The organism is Streptomyces sp. NPDC001796, from assembly GCF_042892355.1.
GTDB lineage: Bacteria > Actinomycetota > Actinomycetes > Streptomycetales > Streptomycetaceae > Streptomyces.
This window is the reverse complement of record NZ_JBIAUC010000009.1, coordinates 224,061-250,315: the sequence shown is the minus strand read 5'-3', so window position 1 is coordinate 250,315 and position 26,255 is coordinate 224,061. Positions and strand designations below refer to the sequence as shown.

The window sequence follows — 26,255 nt, the reverse complement described above, 5'->3', positions numbered from 1 at the left end:
GGAGCGCTTGGCATGACACACACCACCACCAAGGCTCTCGACGGCATCCGTGTCCTGGACATGACGCACGTTCAGTCCGGGCCCTCCGCGACCCAGTTGCTCGCCTGGCTCGGCGCGGACGTCATCAAGCTGGAGGCGCCGACCGGTGACATCACGCGGGGCCAGCTGCGCGACATCCCGGACGTCGACTCCCTCTACTTCACGATGCTCAACTGCAACAAGCGGAGCATCACCCTCAACACCAAGACCGAACGCGGCAAGGAGATCCTCACCGAGCTGATCCGGCGCTCGGACGTCATGGTCGAGAACTTCGGACCGGGCGCGGTCGACCGGATGGGCTTCACCTGGGACCGCATCCAGGAGATCAATCCGCGGATCGTCTATGCCTCCATCAAGGGGTTCGGCGAGGGCCCGTACACCAACTTCAAGGCGTACGAGGTCGTCGCGCAGGCCATGGGCGGGTCGATGTCGACCACCGGTTTCGAGGACGGGCCTCCGCTCGCGACGGGGGCCCAGATCGGGGACTCGGGGACGGGCGTGCACGCCGTGGCGGGGATTCTCGCGGCGCTGTTCCAGCGGGAGAAAACCGGGCGTGGGCAGCGGGTCAACGTGGCCATGCAGCACGCTGTACTCAACCTGTGCCGGGTGAAGCTGCGCGATCAGCAACGCCTGGCACACGGGCCGCTCGCCGAATATCCCAACGAGGACTTCGGCACGGAGGTTCCCCGCTCGGGAAACGCGTCCGGCGGAGGCCAGCCCGGCTGGGCGGTCAAGTGCGCACCGGGCGGCCCGAACGACTATGTGTACGTCATCGTGCAGCCGGTCGGCTGGAAGCCGATCAGCGAGCTCATCGGCCGGCCGGAACTCGCGGACGACCCCGAGTGGGCGACGCCTCAGGCCCGCCTGCCGAAGCTGAACAAGATGTTCCAGCTGATCGAGGAGTGGTCCTCGACCCTGCCCAAGTGGGAGGTCCTGGAGCGGCTGAACGCCCACAACATCCCGTGCGGGCCGATCCTGTCGACCAAGGAGATCATCGAGGACGAGTCGCTGGCCGCCAACGAGATGGTGGTGCGCGTCCCGCATCCGGAGCGCGGCGAGTTCGTGACCGTGGGCAGCCCGCTGAAGCTGTCCGACTCGCCCGTCGAGGTGAGCACGTCGCCACTGCTCGGCGAGCACAACGAAGAGGTCTACATCGGCGAGCTGGGCCTCGGTGACGAGGAGCTTCGCCTGCTCAAGTCGAACGGAGTGATCTGACGTGATGGCCGAAGACCGGGCGCTGATGGTGCGGTCGCTCCTGGACTCCGTGCGGGCGGAAGGACGGACCGCGCTCACCGCACCCGAGGGCAAGGTGATCGCCGACGCCTACGGGATCGCCGTACCGGGCGAGGAACTGGCGAGGGACGTCGACGAGGCGGTGGCGTACGCGGCGCGCTTCGGCGGGCCCGTGGTGATGAAGATCGTCTCGCCGGACATCCTGCACAAGACCGACGCCGGCGGTGTGGTCGTCGGCGTGGAGGGCGCGGCGGACGTGCGCGCCGCGTTCCACCGGATCGTCCAGAGCGCCCGCGCGTACGCCCCGGGCGCCCGCATCGAGGGCGTGCAGGTGCAGGAACTGCTCCCCGAGGGGCAGGAGGTGATCGTCGGGGCGGTCACCGATCCGACGTTCGGGAAGGTCGTGGCCTTCGGGCTCGGCGGGGTGCTCGTCGAGGTCCTCAAGGACGTCACGTTCCGGCTGGCGCCCGTGGACGCCGACGAGGCACTGTCCATGCTGGACTCGATCCGCTCGGCGGAGATCCTGCGCGGGGTGCGCGGCCGGGCCGGAGTGGACCGGTGGGCGATCGCCGAGCAGATCCGCAGGGTGTCCCGGCTCGTCGCGGACTTCCCGGAGATCGCCGAGGTGGATCTCAACCCGGTGATCGCGACCCCGGACGGCGCGGTCGCGGCGGACATCCGCGTGATCCTGTCCGATGCGCCGGTGAAGGAGCGCAGGCGTTACACCCGCGAGGAAATCCTCGCCTCCATGCGCCGTTTGATGCAGCCGTCCGCCGTCGCCGTGATCGGCGCCTCGAACGAGCAGGGCAAGATCGGCAACTCCGTGATGCGGAACCTCATCGACGGCGGCTTCTCCGGAGAGATCCACCCGGTGAACCCCAAGGCCGATGACATCCTGGGCCGCAAGGCGTACAAGAGTGTCACCGATGTTCCCGGTGAGGTGGATGTGGCGGTCTTCGCGATCCCCGCCAAGTTCGTGGCCTCGGCCCTGGAGGAGGTGGGACGCAAGGGGATCCCCAACGCCGTACTGATTCCCTCCGGGTTCGCGGAGACCGGTGAGCACACGCTCCAGGCCGAGGTCGTGGCGATCGCCGAGCGGTACGGCATCCGGCTGCTCGGACCGAACATCTACGGCTACTACTCGACGTGGCAGGACCTGTGCGCCACGTTCTGCACGCCGTACGACGTCAAGGGCGGCGTCGCGCTGACCTCGCAGTCCGGTGGCATCGGGATGGCCATCCTGGGCTTCGCCCGCACCACCAGGACCGGTGTGTCCGCGATCGTGGGCCTCGGCAACAAGTCGGACCTCGACGAGGACGACCTGCTGACCTGGTTCGGCGAGGACCCGCACACCGAGTGCATCGCGATGCACCTGGAGGACCTCAAGGACGGGCGCGCCTTCGTGGAGGCGGCGCGGGCGACCGTCCCGAAGAAGCCGGTCGTGGTCCTGAAGGCGGGGCGCACGGCGGCCGGTGCCAGGGCCGCCGGCTCGCACACCGGGGCGCTGGCGGGCGACGACGCCGTGTACGACGACATCCTGCGGCAGGCCGGTGTGATCCGGGCGCCCGGGCTGAACGACATGCTGGAGTACGCGCGCGCGTTGCCGGTGCTGCCCGCCCCCAAGGGCGACAACGTCGTGATCGTCACGGGCGCCGGCGGCAGTGGCGTCCTGCTGTCCGACGCGGTCACCGACAACGGTCTGTCCCTGATGGAGATCCCGCCGGACCTGGACGCGGCCTTCAGGAAGTTCATTCCGCCTTTCGGTGCCGCGGGCAACCCGGTGGACATCACCGGCGGTGAGCCGCCGTCGACGTACGAGGCGACGATCCGGCTGGGCCTTCAGGACCCGCGGATCCACGCGCTCGTGCTGGGCTACTGGCACACCATCGTGACCCCTCCGATGGTGTTCGCCGAGCTCACCGCGCGCGTGGTGGCCGAATTCAGGGAGCGAGGCATCGAGAAGCCGGTGGTGGCGTCCCTGGCCGGTGACGTCGAGGTCGAGGAGGCCTGCCAGTACCTGTTCGAGCGCGGGGTCGTGGCGTACCCGTACACGACCGAGAAGCCGGTGGCCGTGCTGGGCGCGAAGTACCGGTGGGCGCGGGCGGCCGGGATGTTGGGAGGCGGTTCATGAGGTGAGTGAACCGCGGGGCGGCCGACGGTGCGCGTCGGCCGCCCCGGGACCCGCGCGCGCACGAAAGGCATTGGACAGGGGGCGCTGGCCAGAACTTTCGACGCAAGGGGTGCACGAGATGACATCCACCCAACACCCGACGTCCGTCGCCCGCAGGGAGGCGACGGACAGCAACGGCCGCGTATACCGGAACGGCGCGTCGGACGCCGGCCTTCCGGAGCGGCAGGACTCTCCGGCGGCCATGCGGTCCTTCGGGATCGCCCTCAAGGCGCTGCTGCGCACACACCGCTGCGGGCGCCGCGCCAGGCGGGTCACCGCCACCGCGGTACCGGCCCGCTTCCTGAAGACACCGGGCAGGCCCAGCGTCCGGCGCATCGTCCCCAACCAGCACCCGCTCGGCGAGGAGATGGCGTGACATGACGGCAGACCCCATGGCAACGAACAGCTCGTCGGCCGGATCCGGCACCGCGCACCACCCCTACCGGGAGGTGACCGATGCGCATGGCCGGGTCTACCGCGTCGGCGAGACGGACCGGGACATACTAGGTCACTCGCGCAAGCTCATGGTGTACCTCCCGTGGATCTCCATGATGGCCATCAGCGTCTCCGAGTACGCGTACGGCTCCGCGGAGGACACCCTTTCCACAGCCCACGGCTGGACGCAGAGCAACACCTTCTGGATCCTCAGCGTCTGGGTCTTCTTCCAGGCGGGCATCGCCTTTCCGGCCGGCTGGATGCGCGAACGGGGCATCCTCACCGCCCGCAGAGCCATGTACACCGGCTCGGCGATGTGCCTCCTCGGCTTTCTGGCACTGTCGCACCTGGACAACGTGCTGCTGGCCATCCTCGGCTTCGGCGTCGTGGGCGGCATCGGCTCCGGGCTGATCTACGCGACGTGCATCAACATGGTCGGCAAGTGGTTCCCGGAGCGGCGTGGCGCGAGGACGGGCTTCGTCAACGGCGGCTTCGCCTACGGCTCGCTGCCGTTCATCTTCATCTTCAACTACGCCTTCGACACCGGCAACTACAACGAGGTGCTGGACCTCATCGGCGTCTACGTGCTGATCGTGGTCGCCTGCTGTGCCTGGTTCTTCCAAGACCCGCCGAAGAACTGGTGGCCGGCCGACGTCGACCCGCTGTCGCACTCCGGGAGCACCAGAAGCGCCGCGAGCCTCGCCAAGAACCCCCCGGCGGTGCGGCAGTACACGCCCAAGGAGGCCATCAGGACCGGCATGCTGCCGCTGATGTGGGTGACCGTCGTGATGACCGCCGGAGTCTCGATCTTCGGGATCTCCTTCCAGGTCGACTTCGCCAAGGAGATCGGCTTCGGACCGCTGGTCGCGGCCTCGTCGATGGGCGTGATGGCCGTCATCAACGGCGTCGGCCGCGCGGTGGTGGGCTGGCTGTCCGACGTCTGGGGCCGCAAGACGTCCCTGGTCTTCGTGATCGTGGTGCTCGGGCTCGCCCAGTTCGGCGTCATCTGGGCCGGCGACGTGAAGAACGAGTGGCTGTTCCTGTTCTTCGCCTTCCTGTCCGGCTTCGGTGGCGGCGCGTTCTACCCCATGTTCGCCGCCCTGACGCCGGACTACTTCGGCGAGAACTACAACGCCACCAACTACGGGCTCGTCTACAGCGGCAAGCTGGTCAGTGGCCTGTTCGGCGGCGGTCTCGGCTCCATGGTGGTGGGTGCCTGGGGCTACAACGGCGCCTACGCGCTGGCCGGCGGCGTCTCCATGGTCGCGGCGGCACTGGCGCTGATGCTGCGGCAGCCCGGGCGCGGCGGCAAGGGTGCGCCGAAGACCGCGCCGCAGAATGCGGGCTGACGGCACCGCTCCCATGAGGTGGCCCTTCCCGGCTCGGCGGGAAGGGCCTCCTCACCTGTGCAGCGGTCAGTCGTCGTACGGGACTGTCAGCACCTTTCCCTCAAGGAGTGCAGGTACGCGCTGGAGCGGCGCGCGAACGTGAACGACTCGGCCGGGTTGTCGTGCTCCGCCTGCCAGTGGTGGGCGAGTCGCTCGCCGCGCAGCCGGGTCACGGCCGATATGAACCGCTGGTAGTCGATGTCCCCGTCTCCGACGTCCGTCATGCGATAGCCGAACTGGTTCGAGGGGTCGCTCACGCCGTCCTTCACATGGAACAGCGGGTAGCGGATGCCGGACATGCTGAGCAGCAGTGGTTCTGGTGCCATGTGGGTTCCCCTCGGCGGGCGTGCGGGCCGGTGTCAGGGCGTGCCGCCGGCGCTGGGCAGGCGGTTTCAGGGCAGGGCAGAGCAGGGCGCTGTGCTGGAGTTCCGTACGTGCGGCGGTTGTTTACGCGGGTGAGAACAGGTGGTCGCTGATGAGGCGGGCCGCGCCGATCACGCCGGCGTTCTGGCCCAACTCGCCGAGGACGATGGGGAGATTGCCGGTCGCCAGCGGCAGCGACTGGCGGTAGACCTGGGTGCGGATCGCGGCGAGCAGGGTGTGGCCGAGGCCGGTCACCCCGCCGCCGATCACCACGAGACCGGGGTTGAAGAAGCTGACCAGACCGGCGATGACCTGGCCGGTACGGGTGCCGCCCTCCCGGATGAGGTCGAGGGAGGCGGCGTCGCCCGCGGCGGCCGCGGCGGCGACGTCGGTGGCGGTGAGGGTGCCGTTCGTCTCCAGGCGGGAGGCGAGTTCGGCCGAGAGTCCCTGGTGGGCGGCCTCCAGTGCGTCACGGGCGAGTGCCGCGCCGCTGAAGTGGGCCTCCAGGCAGCCCCGGTTGCCGCAGGCGCACGGGCGTCCGTCGGGCACGGCCTGGATGTGCCCGATGTCGCCCGCGCTGCCCGTCGTGCCGCGGTAGACCTCACCGCCGACGACGATGCCGCAGCCGATACCGGTGCCGATCTTGACGCAGAGGAAGTCGCCCACGGTGCGGGCGACGCCCGCGTGCTGCTCCCCCATCGCCATCAGGTTCACGTCGTTGTCGACCATGACCGGGCAGCCGAGTTCCTGGCTGAGCGCCTCCCGCACCGGGAAGCCGTCCCAGCCGGGCATGATCGGGGGCGCCACGGGGACGCCCTCGGGAAAGCGGACCGGTCCGGGGACGCCGATACCGGCGCCGTCGAAGCCCTCCGCGAGACCGGAGGTCTTCAACTTGGCGGCCATGGCGAGGACTTGCTCGAAGACCGCGACGGGGCCCTCGCGCACGTCCATGGGCTGGTTGAGATGACCGAGCACTTCCAGTTCGGCGTTGGTGACCGCGACGTCGACCGAGGTCGCGCCGATGTCGACGCCGAGGAAGCGGAGGTTCGGAGCGAGACGGATGTTGTGCGAGCGGCGGCCGCCTCGGGAGGCGGCGAGACCGTCGGCGACGACCAGTCCCGTCTCCAGGAGCCGGTCGACCTCCACGGCCAGCTTGGACCGCGACAGGTCGACCTGGTCACCCAGTTGCGCCCGGGAGTGCGGCCCCCCGTCGCGCAACAGCTTGAGCAGCCGGGCCTGGTGCGCGTTCGCGGGTCGTGCCGTCATCCGTCTCACGCGCCCCTCCCCGCCTCAATTCGGCCACCAGTTGCCGGGCTTTCGAGGGGAACGTAGCAGCGGTGGCCGAGGCTGGGAAGAAGTGGCGCAATGAATTGGCGCCAACTTTCTCCACTCACAGGACAAAGCCGGGGCTGGACCGGCCCGTGGCTCAGGACTCCGACCGGGCGTGGTACGACCGCCGGGTGTGCTCGGTGTGTTCACGCATGAGGTGGGTGGCGCGCTGTTCGTCACGGGCCGCGATCGCCGCGATCAGTTCACGGTGTTCGATCCACGACTGCCGGCCGCGCTGCCGGGCGACCGGGGTGTAGTACCAGCGCACCCGGCGGTCGACCTGCCCCGCCAGTTCCGCGAGGACCGCGTTGCCCGCGAGCTCCATCACCTTGGCGTGGAAGCGGGCGTTGAGCGCGACCGCCCCGTCCACGTCGTCCTGCGCCACGGCCTGCTCGCCCTCGGCGCACAGCTCCTCCAGAACCGCGACACCGGCACTGTCCGCGTTCGCCGCGGCGAGCCGGGCGGCCTCCGCCTCCAGCAGCGTACGGACGGTGAGGAGCTGGTCGGCCTCCTCCTCCGTGGGCTCGTGCACGAACGCCCCCTGGGCGGGCCGCAGATCGACCCACCCCTCCGTGTTCAGCCGCTGCAGCGCCTCGCGCACCGGCTGCCGGGAGACCCCGAGGTGCCCGGCGAGCTCGCTCTCGACGAGGTGCTGGCCCGGCTGGAGGGCACGCGTGGTGATGAGTTCGAGCAGCGCCTCGTAGACACGGTCACGCAACGGGCCCGGCCGCTCCAGCCTGGGCACCGCCCCCTGCGGCAGTCCTGTCGACAACATCGCGGTCCCCCTCCAGGGCAACGGCGGCGCGGTAGCCGGAAAACCAGTATGAATTGTCTTTCGTCTACAGTCTACGGCGCACAAGGGCCAGCCCTGCGGGGAGTTGGCCTCGTCACACGGCCGCCGACGACGGCCGACGGACAACGACCCGGCCCACGGCCTGCCGGGACGGTCCGCGGACGACTGCCACGGACGACGACTCACGAACGGCCGCTCACGGCCAACGACCCACGCACGACCGCTCACGGGCAGCGAATCACCTGTCCCGCGTACGAGAGGTTTCCGCCGAACCCGAACAGCAGCACGGGTTCACCGCTCGAGATCTCCCCGCGCTCCACGAGCTTCGACAGGGCGAGCGGGATGCTCGCCGCCGACGTGTTCCCCGACTCGGTGACGTCGCGCGCGACGACCGCGTTCACGGCGCCCAGCTTCTCCGCGAGCGGTTCGATGATGCGCAGGTTGGCCTGGTGCAGCACGACCGCGGCGAGCTCCTCGGGCGCGATCCCGGCCCGCTCGCACACCCGGCGCGCGATGGGCGGCAGCTGGGTCGTCGCCCACCGGTACACGCTCTGCCCTTCCTGCGCGAACCGCGCAGGTGTGCCCTCGATGCGGACCGCGTGCCCCATCTCGGGCACCGAGCCCCACAGCACGGGCCCGATCCCCGGCCCCTCACCGGCGGGGCACGCCTCGACGACGGCGGCCCCCGCACCGTCCCCCACCAGCACGCATGTCGTACGGTCCGCCCAGTCCGTGACATCGGACATCTTCTCGGCGCCGATGACGAGTGCCCTGTTCGCCGCGCCCGCGCGCACGGCGTGGTCGGCGGTGGCGAGTGCGTGGGTGAAACCCGCGCAGACGACGTTGACGTCCATCGCGGCGGGCTGCGGCATACCGAGCCGGGCGGCGACACGGGCCGCCGTGTTCGGGGAGCGGTCGACGGTGGTGCAGGTGGCTACCAGGACGAGGTCGATGTCGCCGGGCGCCAGGCCGGCCGCCGCCAGCGCCTTGGCGGCGGCGTGCGCGGCGAGCTCGTCGACGGGCTCGTCGGCTCCGGCGATGTGGCGCGTACGGATGCCCACCCGGGTCCTGATCCACTCGTCGCTGGTGTCCACCATGCCCGCCAGGTCCTCGTTGGTGAGCACCTTGGCGGGCTGGTAGTGGCCGACGGCGGTGACGCGTGAGCCGTTCATGGGTGGTTCCCCCTCGTTGCCGTGGGTGTCGGGATCCACCAGTCTGATCAGTGACTCACGGGTAGGACGGCAGGTGAAACGACAGGAATGAGGCGCCCGGCTTGTCGGCTTCCCGCAGTTGTTCGGACGCCCGGACGTATGCCCCGAACTGTCACCCGGTGAAGAGCTGCTTGGCCTTCAGGATGAGCTCGTACAGGCCGTAGCCCAGCGGCGCCCCCACCCACACCCAGGCGAGGACGATCAAGGGCCGCCGGTCAGGCGGGCTGCTCTCGGCGGCCATCGGCGGCCTCCTTCGGTGCGGGGACGTGGTGACGGGGGTGGACGGGCCGGACCAGCTCGTTGGCGGCGAAGCCGATGACGAGCAGCCCGATCATGATCATGAAGGACAGGCCGTAGAGGGACGATCCGTGCTTTCCGGCTTCCTTCTGGTGGTCGGCGATCCAGTTGACGATCAGCGGCCCGAGGACCCCTGCGGTCGACCATGCGGTGAGCAGCCGGCCGTGGATCGCACCGACCTGGTACGCGCCGAACAGGTCCTTCAGATAGGCGGGGACGGTCGCGAAGCCGCCGCCGTAGAAGGAGAGAATCACCAGCGCACAGAGAATGAACAGGGGCTTGGAGGAGTCGCCGAACAACGCGATGAGCAGGTACATGATCGCACCGGCGCCCAGGTAGACGCGGTAGACGTTCTTGCGCCCGATCAGGTCGGAGGCAGACGACCAGCCGATCCGGCCCGCCATGTTGGCCGCCGACAGCAGGGCCACGAAACCGGCCGCCGCGGAGGCCGACACCGGGGTGGAGGTGTCCGCGAAGAAGTCCTTGATCATCGGGGCGGCCTTCTCGAGGATGCCGATGCCGGCGGTCACGTTCATGCAGAGTACGAGCCACAGGCACCAGAACTGCGGGGTGCGCACGGCGCTCCGGGCGGAGACCTGCACCCCTTCGAAGGCGCTCGGCCCGGCAGTCCTGCCTGAGAGGTCCTCGCTGCGCGGCACCCGTACCAGCAGGACCCCGAGCGACATGAAGACGGCGTACGACAGCCCGTGCACCAGGAAGGCGAGCGCGATCCCGGAGTGGTCTGAGCCGAAGGACTGGAGCATCTGCGCCGACCAGGGCGAGGCGATGAGCGCGCCGCCGCCGAAGCCCATGATGGCGATGCCGGTGGCCATGCCGGGGCGGTCCGGGAACCACTTGATCAGGGTGGAGACGGGTGAGATGTAGCCGATGCCGAGGCCGATGCCGCCGACGAACCCGTAGCCCAGGACGATCAGCCAGTACTGCTGTGTCTGCGCGCCGAGCGCGGAGATCAGGAAGCCGGTCGAGAAGCAGACCAGGGCGACGGTCATGGCCCAGCGCGGGCCGTTGCGTTCGACGAGCGTGCCGCCGAACGCGGCCGACAGCCCGAGCATCACGATGGCGAGCTGGAAGGGCAGCGCGCTCTGGGTGCCGCTGAGGTGCAGGGCGGATTCGAGCGCCGGCTTGAACACGCTCCAGGCGTAGGCCTGGCCGATGGACAGGTGGACGGAGAGAGCGGCGGGCGGCACCAGCCAGCGGCTCCATCCCGGGGGTGCGGCAGGAGGGCTCATGATCCCGAACAGTAGAAAGCCGGAAGGGAGTTGAGAACCCCGCGGGTCGACCGTATGCGGTGAGCGGTATCCAGGGTGCGCCGAACGGTCGTGCCGCCCGGTTTCCGGCGCTGCGCGAACTCTTGCCGAGCCGACTTCCATACTGTAGACAATATTTCGTCGACATCTCGTACGGGCGCCGACGTCGCCGACGACATCGCCCTGCTCCGGGTGGTGGGCCGCGCGATGCGGGACGCCTCGATCTGCGGACTGAGGCAGACCGCGTGGAACGCCGTGGAATCCGCCATCGACCGTCTGGGGGCGTACGCATGACCGCGATACCGCTGGGGGTGCCGCGCAGGCTCGTCGAGTTCACCCTCGACGAGCAGGAGGTCCGGGTGCCCGAGGGCTCGACGATCCTGGACGCGTGCCGTGCCGCCGGGAAGGACGTCCCGACCCTCTGGCTGTGGTGTGGGCTGCAACCTCACGCTGCACGTGCAGGACAATGAGATCGTGAAGGTCACCTCCCCGCACGACAACCCGGTGACCCACGGCAACCTCTGCATCAAGGGCCGTTTCGGCCACCAGCACGTACAGAACCGGGGCTGATCAGGACATGGGACGAGTCACGGAACGACGCAAGGTGATCCGCATCCGGGACGGGGCGGTCTCCACCCGGCCGGACACGCTGGTCGCCGAGGAGCCGCTGGAGATCCGGCTCAACGGCAAGCCGCTGGCGATCACCATGCGCACACCCGGCGACGACTTCGCGCTCGCCGCCGGGTTCCTGGTCAGCGAGGGCGTGCTGGGCGACCACCGTGACCTGCAGAACATCGTCTACTGCGCGGGCGCCACCGTGGACGGCTCCAACACCTACAACGTGGTGGACGTGAAGACCGCGCCCGGTGTCGCGATCCCGGACATCACGCTGGAGCGCAACGTCTACACCACCTCCTCCTGCGGCCTGTGCGGCAAGGCCAGCCTGGACGCGGTCCGTACGACGGCGCGCTGGCCGATCGCGGACAAGCCCCCGGTGCGGGTGGAGCCGGAACTGCTGGCGAGCCTCCCGGACCGGCTGCGCGCGGCCCAACGGGTCTTCGACCGGACCGGGGGTCTGCACGCTGCGGCCCTGTTCGCGGAGGACGGCGAGCTGCTCGACGTACGGGAGGACGTGGGCCGGCACAACGCGGTGGACAAACTGGTCGGCCGCGCCCTGCAGAACGGGGACCTGCCGCTGTCCCGCGCGATCCTGCTGGTGTCGGGCCGTGCCTCCTTCGAGCTGGCGCAGAAGGCCGTGATGGCGGGCATTCCCGTCCTCGCCGCCGTGTCCGCGCCCTCGTCGCTGGCCGTGGACCTGGCCGCGGAGACCGGGCTGACCCTGGTGGGCTTCCTGCGGGGCAGCTCCATGAACGTGTACGCGGGCGAGGACCGCATCGCCCTGCGGGCCGGGGCCGCCCAGGGCTGACCCCCTCCCCGCGACACGGCGGCGGGGACCCCGGCCGGCGGGGAGCGCCCCCTGCGCCGCCGGGGTCCTGCTGCGCTCGCGCGCTCGAAAACAGCAGAGTGGCGCCGGGCGCAGGCCGAAACCCCGTCGGACGCCCAGGAAAGGGCCAGGGACGGCGGCGGGCTGCTGGTCTGAGGCCCGGCGACACCGGCTCCGACGGCCTCAACCGGTCGTGAGCCGCACCTGCGAGGCGGCCACGACCGATCCCAGGCGCGGGAAGTCCAGCCCGACCGACGCCTGGTGCTCGGCGGCGGTGAGGGCGGCCATGGCGTCCTCGACGAAGACCAGGTCGTACCCGAGGTCGGCGGCGGCACGGGCGGTGGACTCCACGCCGAGGTTGGTGGCGATCCCGCCGAACACCAGGGTGGTGATGCCGCGTTCGCGCAGGCGCTCGTCCAGGCCGGTGCCCTGGAAGCCGCCGATCGACCGCTTCACCACCTCGAGGTCACCGTCCCGGAGCAGGCCGGCCACCAGGCCGCTGCCGGGCGGCTGTTCGGCGACGCCGGGTCGCTCGACGCGGATGAGGACGACGGGAGCGCCGGCCGAGCGGAAGGCGTCCGCCAACCCCTCGGCGGCGGCGAGGACGTCCGTGCCCTTGCGCGGCTCCAGAGGCAGGGCGACGATGCGGTCCATCAGGTCGACGAGCACGAGGGCGGTGCGCGCCGGGTCGAGTGCGTCAGCTGCGGTCATGACGGAACGTTAGCCTTCGTCAGCCGTCGGTACCGGAAATACGGATCAACAGATCCATGAACCGGTCGCGTTCGGCCGTGGAGAGCGGGGCGAGCAGTGCGTCGTTCGCCTCGCGGGCCGCCTTCTCGCAGCGCTTCAGCAGCCTGCCGCCCTCCTCGGTGAGCGACACCGCGTTCTTGCGGCGGTCCCTGGGGTCGGGCTCGCGGAGGACGAGGCCCGCCGCCTGCAGGTCGTTGAGGATGCCGACCAGGTCCTTCGGGTCGAGCGCGATGCCGCGGCCGAGGTCGGCCTGGGCGACCGGGGCGAGGTCACGGACGGCGGAGAGCACCACGTGGTGCCACATCTTCATGCCCTCCGCGGCGAGGGCGTCGGCCACCAGGGCGCGACCGCGCGCGGCGGCACGCCCAAGGAGCCAGCTCGGCAGGGAGCGGATCGCGGGGAGGGGAGCTTCGGCCATGGTCGAAGCCTAGCGAAAAATCGTTGGTGGCCCCCATGAGTTTCGCGATAACGTTGGGACTCCCAACGATTCCTGGAGGTGCGATGCGTCGCGTCCGGTACGAGTCCACCGGCGGCCCCCTGTTCCTGGAGGACGCACCCGTCCCCGAGGCGGGCCCCGGCGAACTCCTCGTGCGCTGCGAGGTCGTCGGGGTCACCCTGCCCGTCGTGCGCAAGGTGACCGAGGCCGCCGAGCCGATCGCGCTCGGCGGCGAGATCGCCGGCGAGGTGGTCGCGGCCGGCGCCGGCGTCACCCGCTTCCGGACCGGCGACCGGGTGACGGGACTGTGCTTCGCGCACGGTTACGCCGACTTCGCCGTCCTGCACGAGGCCATGGCCTCTCCGGTCCCCGGTACGGCGAGCGCCGTCGACGCCGTCGCGCTGGTCCGCAGCGGGCTGGTCGCGCTCGGCGCGCTGGAGGCGGCACGCCCCGAGCCGGGCGAGTCGGCCCTGGTCACGGCGGCGGCGAGCGGCGTGGGCCATCTCGCCGTGCAGTTGGCCCGGGCGCGAGGGGCCTCCCGCGTCGTGGGCGCCGTGTCCGGCTCCGGCAAGGCGGGGTTCGTGCGCGCGCTCGGCGCCGACGAGGTGGTCTCCTACGACGCCCCCGAGTGGGGTGAACCCGTCGACTACGCCCTCGACGCGGTGGGCGGCGATCTGCTCGGCCCGGCCGTCGCCGCGCTGGCCCCGGGCGGCCGGCTCGTCGCGTACAGCTCGGGCGGCGGCACCGTTCAGGCGTACGACCTGCTGGTGGGCGCCAAGTCCGTGATCGGCTTCCAGATGGCGCGGATCGCCCGCGGGAAGCCGGAACTGTACGAGCGGTGGCGGCAGGAGCTGTGGCGGCTGTTCGCCGAGGGCGCGCTGAAGCCCGTCGTGCACGCCGAGTTCCCGCTCGAGGAGGCCGCGAAGGCACATGCGGTCATCGAGTCGCGCGGCAACCTCGGCAAGGTGGTGCTGCGCCCCTGAGCCGCCACCGGCGCCGGCCGGTGGCGGTCCGGATGCGGGCCGGCCCGTCACGGGCCACCGCGTCTCGAGCCAAGGGCCTCACCACGGCCGGCTCGGGCGAACCTCAGCCCGAACGTGTCGCCGTACCGACCGCGGTCCGTGATGCCGCGGCCGGCTCCGGGCCGGCCGCCGTGCCGACGGCGTCGTGGGCGCGGCGCTTGGCGATCACCGCGCAGACCATCAGCTGCATCTGGTGGAAGAGCATCAGCGGGAGCACGGCGAGGGAGGCCTGTGCGCCGAACAGGACGCTCGCCATGGGCAGCCCGGAGGCGAGGGACTTCTTCGACCCGGCGAACTGGATCGCGATCCGGTCCTCCCGGCCGAAGCCGAGGGCACGGCCGCCGTACCAGGTCAGCGCCAGCATCACGGCGAGCACCGCGGCCTCGACGACGAGCAGGCCGCCGAGCCGGAGCGGGCTCACCTGGTGCCAGATGCCGCGCGCCATGCCCTCGCTGAACGCGGTGTAGACGACCAGCAGGATCGATCCGCGGTCGACGAGCCCGAGCACCTTCCTGTGCCGGGTGACGAACTCCCCGATCCAGCGCCGCAGGACCTGTCCCGCGACGAACGGCACCAGCAGCTGCAACACGATCTTGACGAGCGAGTCCGCCGAGAATCCGCCGCTGTCGCCCAGCAGGGCCGCCGCGAGCAGCGGGGTGACGATGATGCCGGCGAGGGAGGAGAAGGAGCCCGCGCAGATCGCTGCGGGCACGTTGCCGCGGGCGATCGAGGTGAAGGCGATCGACGACTGGATGGTGGAGGGGACGAGGGTGAGGAAGAGCAGTCCGGTGTAGAGGTCGTGCGTCAGGAACACCGGCACCAGGCCCCGGGCCGCAAGACCCAGCAGCGGGAAGATCACGAAGGTGCAGGCCAGAACGGTGACGTGGAGCCGCCAGTGCCGGAGCCCCTCCACCGCCTCACGGGTGGAGAGCCGGGCCCCGTACAGGAAGAAGAGGAAGGCGATCGCGGCCGTGGAGGCGCCGGAGGTGACACTCGCGGCCGTGCCCCGCGCCGGGACGAGGGCGGCGAGCCCCACGGTCCCCAGCAGCAGGAGGATGTACGGGTCGACGGGCATCCGACGCGGCCATCGCAGGCGTTTCACAGTGCTCCACTACTTCGCTGTACGTCCGGTGCGGGGGCACGGTCGTGCCCGGTGCGGGGCACGGTCGTGCCCTCTCCATGGTCCTCCCCCGGCGCGTGATCGGGAATCCCTCATACCGCTCTGACTGTCATCACATTCCGCGATAACCTGACGCCATGTACGACCCCTCCCACCTCCGTACGTTCCTCGCGGTGGCCCAGACTCTGAGCTTCACACAGGCCGCCCGGCGCCTCGGGCTGCGCCAGTCCACGGTGAGCCAGCACGTGCGGCGGCTGGAGGACGCGACCGGGCGCCCGCTCTTCCTGCGGGACACGCACTCCGTGGAGCTGAACGAGGACGGCGAGGCGATGCTCGGCTTCGCACGGCGGATCCTGGAGGTGCACGAGCAGGCGACGGCCTTCTTCACCGGGACCCGGCCGCGCGGCCGGCTGCGGTTCGGCGCCTCCGAGGACTTCGTGCTCACCCGGCTGCCGGAGATCCTCGAGGGCTTCCGGTACGAGCACCCCGAGGTGGATCTGGAGCTGACGGTCGAACTGTCGGGCACGCTGCACGAACGGCTGGCGGCGGGCCGGCTCGACCTGGTGCTGGCCAAGCGGCGCCCCGAGGACCCGCGCGGCGAACTGGTCCGGCACGACAAGCTGGTGTGGATCGGCGCGGAGCGACTGCGCCTGGACCCCGACCGCCCGGTTCCGCTGATCGTCTACCCGCCGCCGGGAATCACCCGCGCCCGCGCCCTCCAGGCCCTGGAGGAACAGGGCCGGCCCTGGCGCATCACCTGCACGAGCGGCAGTCTCAACGGCCTGATCGCGGCGGCCCGCGCCGGCCTCGGCGTGATGGCCCACTCCCGGGGCCTCATCCCTCCGGGACTGGTCAGGATCCCCGATCGTGCGGGCCTGCCGTACCTGGGGGAGGTCGACTTCGTGCTGGTCCACGGAGAACGCCGGGGCCCCGCCCACAGCGCGGCCCAGGCGCTGGCGGCGACGATCCTCGCGGGCGGCGACCGGCTGCACCGGCGGTAGTCACCGCACCGGCTGCGGCGGCGCCGGGGCTCTGCACGGCACGTTATCCGCACACGCCCTGCGCACCGTCTTGACCTCCGGACTCGACGCGGCGCCGGTCAGGGCCGACGCGATGGGGCTGGTCGCAGGGGCGGCCCGCTGGCGCTGGTGCGGCAGCCACGGGGCCGAGTGACAGGATCGGCGGCGCGGACGCTGAAGAAGACAGTGGTACGGCTGGGGTGACCGCCGGGGGCGGTGGTCGGCGGAAGGCACCGGCCACCGCCCCGCCGTACTCGTCAGTAGGGCGTGCGGCGCGGTAATCGCCCCGTACAGATTCCGTGGAGATTACGGGACCGGAACTTACGCCGCCGTAAGGGATTCTGTCCGTCCCTTCCCTTTGTGCTCGCATTTTCCATGGCTGACCTGTGCGTTTGTGAGGAGTTCCGGGGTTCTCGACCCTCTCCCGCCGGGCTGCTGGGTGGGGTAGCTTTCACGGCGCTGTGCGGAGCGCCACCAGTGAGCCTGACCGGCTGGGGCACCCCGCAGGCGATCCAAGGAGCCGGGAGCGGGGATTGCGCGAGTTCACCAACCCTCCGTTGGCGTCGGCGCCGCCGGTGGGCGGCCTGGCCGATGTCGTCTTCGAGTATGCCCAGGAAGATCCGCTCCGTGTCGCCCTCGGCCGCAAGGACGAGCAGGGCCGGTGGCGCGATGTGACCGCCGCCGAGTTCCGCGACGAGGTGCTGGCGCTCGCCAAGGGTCTGCTGGCCCAGGGCGTCCGCTTCGGGGACCGCGTCGCGATCATGTGCCGTACGCGCTACGAGTGGACGCTCTTCGACTTCGCGCTGTGGGCGATCGGCGCCCAGGTCGTCCCCGTCTACCCCACCTCGTCGGCCGAGCAGGTCTTCTGGATGCTGCACGACGCGCAGGTGGTGGCCGCGATGGTGGAGCACGAGGACCACGCGATGACGGTCGCCACGGTCATCGACCGGCTGCCGGAGCTGCGCAGGCTCTGGCAGCTCGACGCGGGCGCCGTGCAGGAGCTGTACGACGCGGGCGCGCACATCGAGGACGAGGTGGTGCACCGGCACCGGCAGGCGGTCACCCCGGAGACGGTGGCGACCGTCATCTACACCTCCGGCACCACCGGCCGCCCCAAGGGCTGTGTCCTCTCGCACGGCAACTTCATGTTCGAGGCCGACACGGTCATCGAGCGGTGGGAGCCGGTGTTCCACTCCAAGCGGGGTGACGAGGCGGCGACCCTGCTGTTCCTGCCGCTGGCGCACGTCTTCGGGCGGATGGTCCAGGTCGCGGCCATCCGCGGCCGGGTCAAGTTCGGCCATCAGCCGCAGCTGAACGCGGCGGCACTGCTGCCCGATCTGGCCGCGTTCAGACCGACGTTCTTCCTCGCCGTGCCGTACATCTTCGAGAAGGTCTTCAACGCGGCCCGCCGCAGGGCCGAGAAGGAGGGCCGCTCCGGGCCGTTCGAGAAGGCGGTCGAGGTCGCCGTGAAGTACGCGGACGCGATGGAGGCGAAGGCGTGGGGCACCGGCCCCGGCCCGTCGGCGGGCCTGCGCATGCAGCACCAGTTCTTCGACAAGGTCGTCTACGCCAAGATCCGCGCCGCGATGGGCGGCCGGGTACGGCACGCGATGTCCGGCGGCTCGGCGATGGACCGCCGGCTCGGCCTGTTCTTCGCGGGCGCCGGCGTGCACATCTACGAGGGCTACGGGCTGACGGAGTCGACGGCGGCGGCGACCGCCAACCCGCCCGAGCGCACCCGCTACGGCACGGTCGGCCAGGCCATCCCCGGCACCACCGTGCACATCGCGGACGACGGCGAGATCTGGCTGCGCGGCGCCCATGTCTTCCAGGGCTACCTCAACAACCCCAAGGCCACCGACGAGACCCTCCACGACGGCTGGCTCGCCACCGGCGACCTGGGCTCCCTGGACGAGGACGGCTACCTCACGATCACGGGGCGCAAGAAGGAGATCCTGGTGACCTCCGGCGGCAAGAGCGTCTCCCCCGGGCTGCTCGAGGAGCGCGTACGGGACCACCCGCTGGTCGCGCAGTGCATCGTCGTCGGCAACGACCGCCCCTACGTCGCCGCGCTCGTCACACTCGACTCCGAGGCCGTGGAGCACTGGCTGCAGATGCAGGGCAAGCCCAAGCTGTCCCCGGCCGAGATGGTGCGCGACCCGGACCTGGAGACGGAGGTGCGGCGCGCGGTGGTCGCCGCGAACACGCTGGTCTCGCAGGCCGAGTCGATCCGTACGTTCCGTATCCTCGCCCACCAGTTCACCGAGGAGCACGGGCTCCTCACGCCGTCGCTGAAGCTGAAGCGCAAGGCCATCGAGAACGCGTACGCGAACGAGGTGGAGGCGCTGTACCGGACCTGAGCCGGGCACAGCGCCCCCTCCCGCTCCGCTCCCTTCGGGGCCGGCTACTCGATCGTCACTCGGAAGATCTTGTCGGAACCGTCCGCCGCACCTCCGTTGTTGTCGCAGTTCGTGGTGGACAGCCACAACTGGTCGGCGCCGGGCACCTTGCTGACCGTGCGCAGCCGGCCGTAGGTGCCGACGTAGTACGCGCTCGGGGTGCCCACGCTCTCACTGTCGCCGTTGATCGGGATCCGCCACAGCCGCTCGCCGCGCAGGGAGGCCATGTAGACCACGTTGCGGACGATGGCGATGCCGCTCGGTGAGGCCTCGGAGACGTTCCAGGTGGCCTTGGGGTTGGTCATCCCGGCGACGTCGCAGCTTCCCTCACAGGTGGGCCAGCCGTAGTTGGCGCCCGGCTTGATGAGGTTCAGCTCGTCCTTGGAGCTGTTGCCGAACTCCGCCTCCCACAGGCGGCCGTTGCGGTCGAATGCGAGGCCCTGCGGATTGCGGTGACCGAGACTGTAGACGTAGTTGCCGAACGGGTTGCCGGGGGCCGGCTTGCCGTCGGTCGTCATGCGCAGGATCTTGCCGTTCAGGGAGTTCCTGTCCTGCGCCAGCTCGGGCGTCTGGGCCTCGCCGGTGGAGACGTACAGACAGCCGTCGGGGCCGAAGGCGAGGCGGCCGCCGTTGTGGTAGCGGTTCTTCTTGATGCCCTGGAGCAGGATCTTGTAGTCGCCGAGCCTGGTGCCGTCGTACGTCATGCGGACCACGCGGTTGCCCTCGGACGCGGTGTGCATGAAGTAGACGTAGTGGTCGGTGTCCCACTTGGGGTCGACGGCGACGCCGAGCAGTCCGCCCTCGCCGCTGGTGGTCACCGCGTTCGGCACGGTGCCGACCTGCGTCTTCGTGCCGTCCTTGGTGACCTTCCAGACCCGGAAGTCGTCCCGCTCGGTGACCAGCGCGGTCTTGCCGTCGGGCATCCAGTAGGTGCCCCACGGGATGGTCCAGCCGCTGGAGAGGGTCGTTATCGAGGACGGCACCCCGCCGTCCGTCGAGCAGGCCCTGGTGGTGAACGTGACCGTGTTGCTCGGCTCGGAGACGTTGCCCGCCGCGTCCCGGGCGACAACGTTCAGGCTGTAGGGGCTGTTGCAGGCGAGCCCGGTCAGCGTGGTCGAGGTGCCGCTGGTGACTGTGTCGTAGACGGTGGTGTCGCTGCGCACGTCGTAGGCGGCGACCGCCTTGTCGTCGGTCGAGGCGCCCCACTTGAGATCGACGCTGTTGGTGCCGACGTTGCTCGCGGAGAGCGTGCCCGGCCTGCTCGGCGGGGTGGTGTCGGAGCTGGGCTTCGTCGTGCAGTCGACGACGGGGCTGGCGAGCGAGGTGTTGCCCGCCGCGTCGCGGGCGATCACCGTGAGGTTGTAGTCGGTGTTCGGCGTGAGCCCGGTCAGCGCCTTCGAGGTCGAGCTCCCGGGCGCCTCACCGATCTTGTTGCCGTGCTCGTAGATGTCGTACGCCGTCACACCCACGTTGTCCGTGGAGGCGCCCCAGGTCAGAGTGAGCGCGTCCGCTCCGATGTCCGAGCAGCCGGGCCGGCCGGGGCGGGTCGGGGCCTGGGTGTCGGCGGCCGCGTCCAGGCTGACGCGGTCGAGGTTGGGGCCGCCGTCGGCGGTGGTGGCGGTGGCCCGGATCTTGTCGGTGCCCGCGGTCAGCGGCACGTTGACGGTCTTGGCGACCCAGGTGTTCCAGTCGGCGGTGGCCGGGAAGGAGACGCCGGAGGCGACCACGGAGCCGTTGACGGAGATGTCCATCGGCCGGTCGGTGGAGGTCCCGTTGGCGTAGCGGAGCGTGAGGGCGGAGGTGCCGGCGGAGGCCGCGTTCACCGTGAACTCCACGTAGGAGCCCTTGACGTTGGTGTAGTCGACGAAGCCGGTGCCCGTGTAGCCGGTGTGGTTGGTGGCCACGGTGCCCTGCGAGATCCGGGCGTCCTCGGCCTGGTAGTCGGTGGCGGCGAGGGCGGTGCCCTGGCCGAGACCGGCGAGCGGCAGCGCCAGGGCCGCCGCGACGCCGTACGGCAGAACTCTTCTGATGTGCACGGATGTTCCCCTCAGCCCGTGTACTGGGTGAAGACCTTGAGGTAGTCGTACGGCTGCTGCGTCACGCCGCTGCAGGAGTCGCCGTCGGTGCCCGAGCCGCAGGCCCGGTCGCGGTTGACGGCCCAGTAGGTGAGCCGCCCGATGTGGTGCTGCCGGGCGTAGGCGAGCATGGTCTTGAAGTCGGCCACCCGGACGCGCTCACCGGAGTCGTCGGTCCTGCCGTTCATCGACGACAGCCCGATGTGTGTGTAGGCGGTGGCCTCGCTGTAGCCGTACGCCGACTTCACCCGGGCCCTGAGGCCTTCCATGGCCTTGGTGGTGAGGGTGCCCATATTCGTGGTGCCGCCGCCGAAGTCGAACGGCATGATGCACCAGACGTCGTTCGCCAGACCGGAGGTGGCGGCCCGCTTGATCATGTCGACGCCGGTGGAGTCGGGACCGCTGGAGGTGGTGCCGAAGGTGATGACGGTCTTCAGGCCCGGGTTGTTCGCCTTGACCGTCTTCAGCGCGTCGACGACCCGCTGCCGCACGGTGGCGTTGGACCACTCGGTGTTCTCGATGTCGATGTCCAGCGCCTTCAGCTTGTAGGCGTTGATCACCTTCTGGTAGGCGCCGGCGAGCGCGGAGGCGCTGGAGCACTTCTCACCGAGCTTGTTCCCGCTCCAGCCGCCGACGGAGACGACGACGTCACCACCCGCCGCTCTGATCGCGTTGATCGTCGACTGGTCGCTGCCTCCGGTCAGCGGGCGCGAGCCGTCCCACTTCGGGTTGCAGGTGCCGTCGGAGAGGATGAAGGCGAGGGTGAACCACTTGACGCCGGTCGCGGACATGACGGACGTGGGGTTCTGGGGGTCGCCCCAGCCGAGGTACTCGTATGGGGCGACGGCGAAGCCGGGGGAAGCCGCGGTCGTGCTCAGGGAGTTGACGGGCCTGACCCGGATCAGCCGGGTCTCGCCGGGGCGCAGGGTCGCGCTGTACGAGTTCGCGATCACGGCCTTGTGGGAGCCGGACCAGAGGTCGGTGACGTCACCGGAGCCGCTGAAGCCGACCTGCGACCAGTTCACGCTCACGGTGGCGTTGCCCGACGTGCCGGTGTTGAAGAGCGCGACGACGTACTGTCCGTCGCTCTCCTTCTTGCTCCAGACCTGTTTGACACCGCTGTCGACGATCCGCTTCGCGGCGACCCCGTCCTGGTCCACCCCGATCAGCCGGTCGTTGGTCAGCATCGCCTTGTCGACGGAGTCGAGTTGCGTGAGGTCGGTGCCGAGCAGCAACGGGGCCGCGGCCATCGCCCAGAGCGTGAAGTGCGAACGGCGCTGGTCCGCCGTCAGGCCCACCTGGTCGCCGTTGCCGATCTCCAGCGAGTCCAGGTCGTTCCAGCCGCCGGGCCCGGCGTACGGCTGCCAGGAGGCGGCCGAGTCGAACCGCTTGGAGACGTGGGACCAGTCGGTCAGCGGATAGCCGCTGCCGTTGCTCCCCGGTCCGCAGTAGCACTCCACATCGCCCTGGGTACGCCAGCTGTTCGCCAGTTTCCGCCAGGTGGCGGCGTCGGCGATGGGCAGGTTGTTGGAGAGTGCGAAGTTGATGGGCCGTCCCGAGGCCCGCAGCGCCTTGTCCCAGGCCTGGACGTCGGGTATGTCCGCGCTGCCCACGCCGTCGATCTTCAGGTGGTCGACTCCCCAGGACGCGAACTGCCTGGCCCAGGAGTTGACGAACTCCTGGGCGCCCGGCTTGGAGTAGTCGATGGCGTACATGTTCTTGCAGTTGTAGTTCTTCTCGGTCTTCGACGTGTCCGCGATGTCCTTCGCGTGGTACGAGGTCCCCTCGATCGGCGTGTTCTCGGTGACCGCGTTCTTGGCGATGCCGGGGGTCACGTAGAAGCCGAACTTCAGGCCCTTGGAGTGGACGTAGTCCGCAACCGCCTTGATGCCGTCGGGGAACTTCGACGTGTCGACGGTCCAGCGGCCGTAGTCGTCGACCACGAAGCCGGCCGAGTCGCACTTCTGCCAGAAGTCGTCGAGGTTGACGTAGACGAAGCCGTGGTTCTTCAGGCCACTCGACACCAGTGCGTCGGCCTGGGCCTCGATCTTCGCCTCGGTCGGCCGGCGGCGCACGAAGCTCCAGCTGGACCAGCCCATGGCGGGCCGGATCGACTGGCCGTTGTCGGAGGCGGCGGCCGGGTGGGCGGTGACGCCCGTCAGCGGTACGGCGGCCGCCACGAGGAGCCCGGCCGCCGCGGCCGTGAGCGATCTGATGCGGGTCATGACTGTCCCCCGTTCACGGGTGTCGCGTATGACGTGCCGATCCACGCCTCGTCGATCCGCAGGCGCTTGTAGCGGGCCGAGTCGCTGGAGGCGGCCCAGGTGGTGTCGACCTCGAGACGGACGTAACGGGCGTTGGCGGCCGTCAGGTCGATGCCCTGGATTCCCCGACGACTCGGCAGTTGCCCGGTCTTGACCGCGCTCCCCCAGGTCGAACCGTCGTTGCTCAGGAACACCTTGTAGTCCTTGATCCGCGCGGACTGCTCGGTGCTGGAGCGGGCGTAGGCGACGGAGTCCTCGCGTTGGTTGAGCCCGATGTACTGCACCTTCTTGGCCGAGCCGAGGTCGAAGGTGAGGTTCACCGGCAGGGTCTTGTTGTTGTCCCAGTAGGTGAGGTAGTCGCCGTCACCGGCGGCTGATCCGGCATGTCCGCCGGCGGAGGCGCTCGCGCTGACCTTGACGCCGGTGAGGGTGCCCTCGCGGCCGGCGGTGGTCACCTTGAAGACGGTGTCGTACGGGTCCCAGCCACCGAGCCCGGACATGGTCAGCACACCCCCGGACTGCGACCACGAAATCGCCTTTCCGGTACGGAGGTTGGTGACGGAGGCGATGCGGTAGCCGTTGTCCCGGACGCGCAGGGTGCTGGTGCTGGGCGGGGTCAGGACGTGGATGTACTGCCGGTTCGCATCGTCCTTGGCGATGGTCGTCACGCCGTGGGCGCCGTCGTTCCAGAAGCCGGGCTTGAGGCCGCCGTACATGTAGCCGCCGCCCTCGGTGCCGTGCAGGGACTCCCAGATGGGGCCCAGGTAGGAGTTCGCGAAGTTGTTGAAGGAGGCCTGGTTCGACGGGAACTTGCCGTTGACCTGGGCCGTTTCGGCCATCAGCGCCTTCACCGAGGAGCCGGCGTTGGTGATGAGGCGGCCGAGGGTGAGCATGCGGTCGACGGAGGGGTCGGAGCCGTCGTACCACCAGGCGCCGGTCGAGGGCAGCTTGAAGTCGGCCTCGGTCAGGCGGGGCTGGGCGGTGTAGATCGCCTGCGGGTAGTCGTAGGCCGGGGTCATCCCGGTCTTCTGCTCATTGCTGATCATGTCCATGATCGGCGTGTCTTCGTTGTTGTTGCTGAGCGTGTAGTTCGGGCGCTTGTCGTAGATCTGCTGGTAGAGGTTGTGGCTCTCCCAGTACGGGTTGTCGTTGTCGATCCAGAAACCGCCGAGGTCGGGGTAGCGGTCCATGACCTCGAAGAAGTTGTCGTAACTGAACTGCCCGAAGCCGTCGCTGGTGGTCAGGTCGACGTTCTTGCCCTTGTAGGCGGAGTAGGCGGCCGAGTCGAGCCATTCGTGGCCGCCCTCGTCGTGCCACTGGGGGTCGTTGGTCATGTAGAGGACGACCTTCATGCCCTTGGCCTTGGCGGCGGTGATCAGCTCGCCGAGGAAGTCCCGCTTGGTGGAGCAGGAGCCGGGGATCTTCGACGGCCAGGGGCGGGCGTAGCCGAGGCGGCTGTGGAAGGCGGCGAGGACCAGGTACTGGGTGTGCAGCTTCTGCCCCTCGTTCACCCAGTAGTCCGGGCTCCAGCCGCCGCTGGTCACGTCGTTCTCCCAGGCGGTGCAGCTTGTGTGGGCCGGCGCGGTGCGCAGGCCCCAGTGCAGGAAGAGCCCGCCGACGGAAGCGCGCAGGAAGTCCTGACGGGGGTTCTCCAGGTCGAGCGGTTTCACCGCCGTACTGCCGCAGTCCTGGCTTCCCGAGACCCGCAGAGCGCCGCCGGACGTGTTGTGGCTGTCCGTCAGGCAGGCGCCGGTGACGTCGTGGAAGCCCACGTCGAACGGGGAGTCACCGCCCTTCTGCGCGGTGAAGCGGGTGAGCCGGATGCCGTCGGCCGCGTCGGCGATGAACGCGGGCCGGCCGTCGTTCGAGGCGAACTTCACCGAGCTGTCCGTGAACTGGACGTTGTCGGCGTTGTGCAGATACCAGCCGTAGGCCGGGCGGGTGCCGATGCTCTTCGGGTTGTAGTCGGTCGGGTCGTTGCTCGGCACGCCGGTGGACATCGTTCCGTTGCCGCCGGGGACCGTGATGTCGACGTCGGTGAACGTCACGCCGTTGATGCGGTGGCCGGACTCGCCCCACAGGGTCGGGCTGAAGGACGGGCTGTTGCCGGTGGCCGTGATGTGGTCGTACGTGACGTCGCTGATCGATCCGACGCCGGGGCTGTTCCCGCACCGCTTGCGCGTGCCGATCTTCTGCATGATCGGCGAGTGGACGTTGGTCATCGTGATGTCGCGGTAGTGGACGTCGGAGATCTTCGAGCCGTCCATGGCGACCATGCCGAGGCCGGACTTGTCGGCGCCGTCGATGCGGATGTTCTCGAACCGGTAGTCCGAGAAGTCGCCGCAGGTCTCGGAGCCGAACATCAGGGCGTTGCAGCACTTGGCCCCGAGGGTCGAATCACTCACCTGCACATGCCCGTTGGCCAGCTTGGCACCGAGCGCGTAGTCGCTCTTGAAGACCAGGGCGTCGTCGTTGGCGTGGATGGTGGCGTTGGTGATCGTGACGTTGGTGGTGGAGATGACGTTCCAGCCGTCGCGGTCGCTCGCGGTGTCGATGGTGAGGTGGTCGGAGGTCACGTTCTTGCAGCCGTTGATGAGGGCCGCGAAGTGGCCGCCCCGGCGCAGGGTGAGGCCGTCGCCGATGCGCAGGCCGTCGCACCTGGTCAGCGAGATGATCTTGTCGGCTTCGCCGGACTTGGGGTTGCCGGTGATCAGGTTGCCCGCGCCGTCGATGACGCCCTGGCCGACGAAGCCGATGTCGGTCAGCTTGTCGCCGTGGATCATCGCGTCGTGGAAGTGGCTGTGCCCGTAGTCCTGGTAGGAGTCGTACGGGTTGGACTCGGCCTTGTCGTAGGTGTCGGCACTGGAGCCCTGGAGTGTGGCGCCCTTGTCGAGTCGGAGCGTCACATGGCTCTTCATGTGGATGGTGTTCTTGGACTTGTAGGTGCCGGAGGGGAAGCGGACGGTACCGCCGCCCGCCGAGTTGGCCGCCGTGATCGCCTTGTCGATGGCCGGGGAGTCGTTGGCGGAGCCGTCGCCCTTGGCGCCGTAGTCGCGCACGTCGTACTCGGTGGCGGCGCGGGCGGTGGTGTGCGGGGCGGCGAGGGCCGCGGGATGGGTGAGTCCGAGGACGACGGCCACGACGAAGAGGACGACGGCCGCCGCTCGGCTGCGTCGACCGGTGGGGGGTTTCACGTGACG

At 69.9% G+C, this 26,255-nt stretch carries 20 protein-coding genes and 3 pseudogenes; 11 read left to right on the top strand and 12 right to left on the bottom strand.

Translation table 11 applies throughout. The features are described from left to right. Window positions 1-12 precede the first annotated feature (12 nt). From frc to ACFYZE_RS20790, 4 genes are all read left to right on the top strand, one after another. Window positions 13-1,254, top strand: coding sequence for a formyl-CoA transferase (gene frc / locus ACFYZE_RS20805; protein WP_388995891.1), 1,242 nt, complete (start codon window positions 13-15; stop codon window positions 1,252-1,254). Between the two features lie 4 nt (window positions 1,255-1,258). Then, window positions 1,259-3,403, top strand: a complete 2,145-nt coding sequence (locus tag ACFYZE_RS20800) for an acetate--CoA ligase family protein (RefSeq protein WP_388996075.1) — start codon at window positions 1,259-1,261, stop codon at window positions 3,401-3,403. A gap of 118 nt (window positions 3,404-3,521) precedes the next feature. Beyond that, window positions 3,522-3,818 carry a hypothetical protein gene (locus ACFYZE_RS20795; protein WP_388995888.1) on the top strand — a complete coding sequence of 99 codons (297 nt, stop codon included), beginning with the start codon at window positions 3,522-3,524 and terminating at the stop codon, window positions 3,816-3,818. Window position 3,819: 1 nt separating this feature from the next. Further along, on the top strand, window positions 3,820-5,226 hold the full coding sequence (locus ACFYZE_RS20790; protein WP_388995885.1) for an OFA family MFS transporter: 1,407 nt from the start codon (window positions 3,820-3,822) through the stop codon (window positions 5,224-5,226). A gap of 86 nt (window positions 5,227-5,312) precedes the next feature. Here the strand turns inward: ACFYZE_RS20790 and ACFYZE_RS20785 are convergent. The 6 genes and pseudogenes from ACFYZE_RS20785 to ACFYZE_RS20760 all read right to left on the bottom strand — a co-directional run. Further along, window positions 5,313-5,555: pseudogene (locus ACFYZE_RS20785) on the bottom strand (sugar phosphate isomerase/epimerase); the annotation flags it as partial. Window positions 5,556-5,712: 157 nt separating this feature from the next. Beyond that, window positions 5,713-6,894, bottom strand: a complete 1,182-nt coding sequence (locus tag ACFYZE_RS20780) for an ROK family protein (protein ID WP_388995883.1) — start codon at window positions 6,892-6,894, stop codon at window positions 5,713-5,715. 160 nt (window positions 6,895-7,054) lie between these two features. Then, window positions 7,055-7,732 (bottom strand): GntR family transcriptional regulator, encoded by a 678-nt coding sequence (locus ACFYZE_RS20775; RefSeq protein ID WP_388995880.1) that lies wholly within the window; start codon window positions 7,730-7,732, stop codon window positions 7,055-7,057. 242 nt (window positions 7,733-7,974) lie between these two features. Then, a complete protein-coding gene (locus ACFYZE_RS20770; RefSeq protein ID WP_388995877.1) occupies window positions 7,975-8,922 on the bottom strand; it encodes a beta-ketoacyl-ACP synthase III in 948 nt (315 codons plus the stop codon). Window positions 8,923-9,073: 151 nt separating this feature from the next. Next, window positions 9,074-9,202, bottom strand: a complete 129-nt coding sequence (locus tag ACFYZE_RS20765; protein ID WP_388995874.1) for a hypothetical protein — start codon at window positions 9,200-9,202, stop codon at window positions 9,074-9,076. Beyond that, the gene (locus ACFYZE_RS20760) at window positions 9,177-10,508 is read right to left on the bottom strand and encodes an OFA family MFS transporter (protein ID WP_388995871.1); all 1,332 of its coding nucleotides are present in this window, start codon (window positions 10,506-10,508) and stop codon (window positions 9,177-9,179) included. Before ACFYZE_RS20760 ends, ACFYZE_RS20765 begins: the two co-directional genes overlap by 26 nt. Window positions 10,509-10,676: 168 nt before the next feature. Here ACFYZE_RS20760 and ACFYZE_RS20755 point away from each other — a divergent pair. From ACFYZE_RS20755 to fdhD, 4 genes and pseudogenes are all read left to right on the top strand, one after another. Continuing rightward, window positions 10,677-10,820: pseudogene (locus tag ACFYZE_RS20755) on the top strand (NADH-ubiquinone oxidoreductase-F iron-sulfur binding region domain-containing protein); the annotation flags it as partial. After that, window positions 10,817-10,996: a 2Fe-2S iron-sulfur cluster-binding protein gene (locus ACFYZE_RS20750; RefSeq protein WP_388995868.1), complete on the top strand. Its 180-nt coding sequence runs from the start codon at window positions 10,817-10,819 to the stop codon at window positions 10,994-10,996. The pseudogene ACFYZE_RS20755 and the gene ACFYZE_RS20750, both read left to right, overlap by 4 nt. Then, window positions 10,950-11,096, top strand: a pseudogene (locus tag ACFYZE_RS20745) (Fe-S-binding domain-containing protein); the annotation flags it as partial. The gene ACFYZE_RS20750 and the pseudogene ACFYZE_RS20745, both read left to right, overlap by 47 nt. Window positions 11,097-11,103: 7 nt before the next feature. Continuing rightward, the gene (gene fdhD, locus ACFYZE_RS20740) at window positions 11,104-11,952 is read left to right on the top strand and encodes a formate dehydrogenase accessory sulfurtransferase FdhD (protein ID WP_388995865.1); all 849 of its coding nucleotides are present in this window, start codon (window positions 11,104-11,106) and stop codon (window positions 11,950-11,952) included. Window positions 11,953-12,153: 201 nt separating this feature from the next. On the opposite strand, the gene ACFYZE_RS20735 is transcribed toward fdhD, so the two are convergent. Then, window positions 12,154-12,681, bottom strand: a complete 528-nt coding sequence (locus ACFYZE_RS20735; protein ID WP_388995862.1) for an isochorismatase family protein — start codon at window positions 12,679-12,681, stop codon at window positions 12,154-12,156. A 19-nt stretch (window positions 12,682-12,700) separates the two neighbouring features. Beyond that, window positions 12,701-13,138 (bottom strand): MarR family winged helix-turn-helix transcriptional regulator, encoded by a 438-nt coding sequence (locus ACFYZE_RS20730; RefSeq protein WP_388995859.1) that lies wholly within the window; start codon window positions 13,136-13,138, stop codon window positions 12,701-12,703. An 83-nt stretch (window positions 13,139-13,221) separates the two neighbouring features. Between ACFYZE_RS20730 and ACFYZE_RS20725 the strand changes: the two genes are divergently transcribed. After that, entirely contained in the window at window positions 13,222-14,139 is a 918-nt protein-coding gene (locus ACFYZE_RS20725) for a zinc-binding alcohol dehydrogenase family protein (RefSeq protein WP_388995856.1), read from the top strand. Window positions 14,140-14,242: 103 nt separating this feature from the next. Here ACFYZE_RS20725 and ACFYZE_RS20720 read toward each other — a convergent pair whose 3' ends face one another. Then, entirely contained in the window at window positions 14,243-15,253 is a 1,011-nt protein-coding gene (locus tag ACFYZE_RS20720; protein ID WP_388995853.1) for a bile acid:sodium symporter family protein, read from the bottom strand. Window positions 15,254-15,435: 182 nt separating this feature from the next. Here ACFYZE_RS20720 and ACFYZE_RS20715 point away from each other — a divergent pair, with 182 nt between their 5' ends. Together ACFYZE_RS20715 and ACFYZE_RS20710 are read left to right on the top strand one after the other, a co-directional pair. Next, window positions 15,436-16,299, top strand: a complete 864-nt coding sequence (locus ACFYZE_RS20715) for a LysR substrate-binding domain-containing protein (RefSeq protein WP_388995850.1) — start codon at window positions 15,436-15,438, stop codon at window positions 16,297-16,299. Between the two features lie 551 nt (window positions 16,300-16,850). Continuing rightward, a complete protein-coding gene (locus ACFYZE_RS20710; RefSeq protein ID WP_388995847.1) occupies window positions 16,851-18,677 on the top strand; it encodes an AMP-dependent synthetase/ligase in 1,827 nt (608 codons plus the stop codon). A gap of 44 nt (window positions 18,678-18,721) precedes the next feature. Here the strand turns inward: ACFYZE_RS20710 and ACFYZE_RS20705 are convergent, their stop codons facing one another. Genes ACFYZE_RS20705 through ACFYZE_RS20695 form a run of 3 tightly spaced genes read right to left on the bottom strand, consistent with a single transcriptional unit; the run spans window position 18,722 to window position 26,249 of the window. Beyond that, entirely contained in the window at window positions 18,722-20,752 is a 2,031-nt protein-coding gene (locus ACFYZE_RS20705) for a PQQ-dependent sugar dehydrogenase (RefSeq protein ID WP_388995844.1), read from the bottom strand. 11 nt (window positions 20,753-20,763) lie between these two features. Further along, the gene (locus ACFYZE_RS20700; RefSeq protein ID WP_388995841.1) at window positions 20,764-23,016 is read right to left on the bottom strand and encodes an alpha-galactosidase; all 2,253 of its coding nucleotides are present in this window, start codon (window positions 23,014-23,016) and stop codon (window positions 20,764-20,766) included. Continuing rightward, window positions 23,013-26,249, bottom strand: coding sequence for a glycosyl hydrolase family 28 protein (locus ACFYZE_RS20695; RefSeq protein ID WP_388995838.1), 3,237 nt, complete (start codon window positions 26,247-26,249; stop codon window positions 23,013-23,015). The genes ACFYZE_RS20700 and ACFYZE_RS20695 overlap by 4 nt, the downstream gene beginning before the upstream one ends. Window positions 26,250-26,255: the final 6 nt, after the last annotated feature.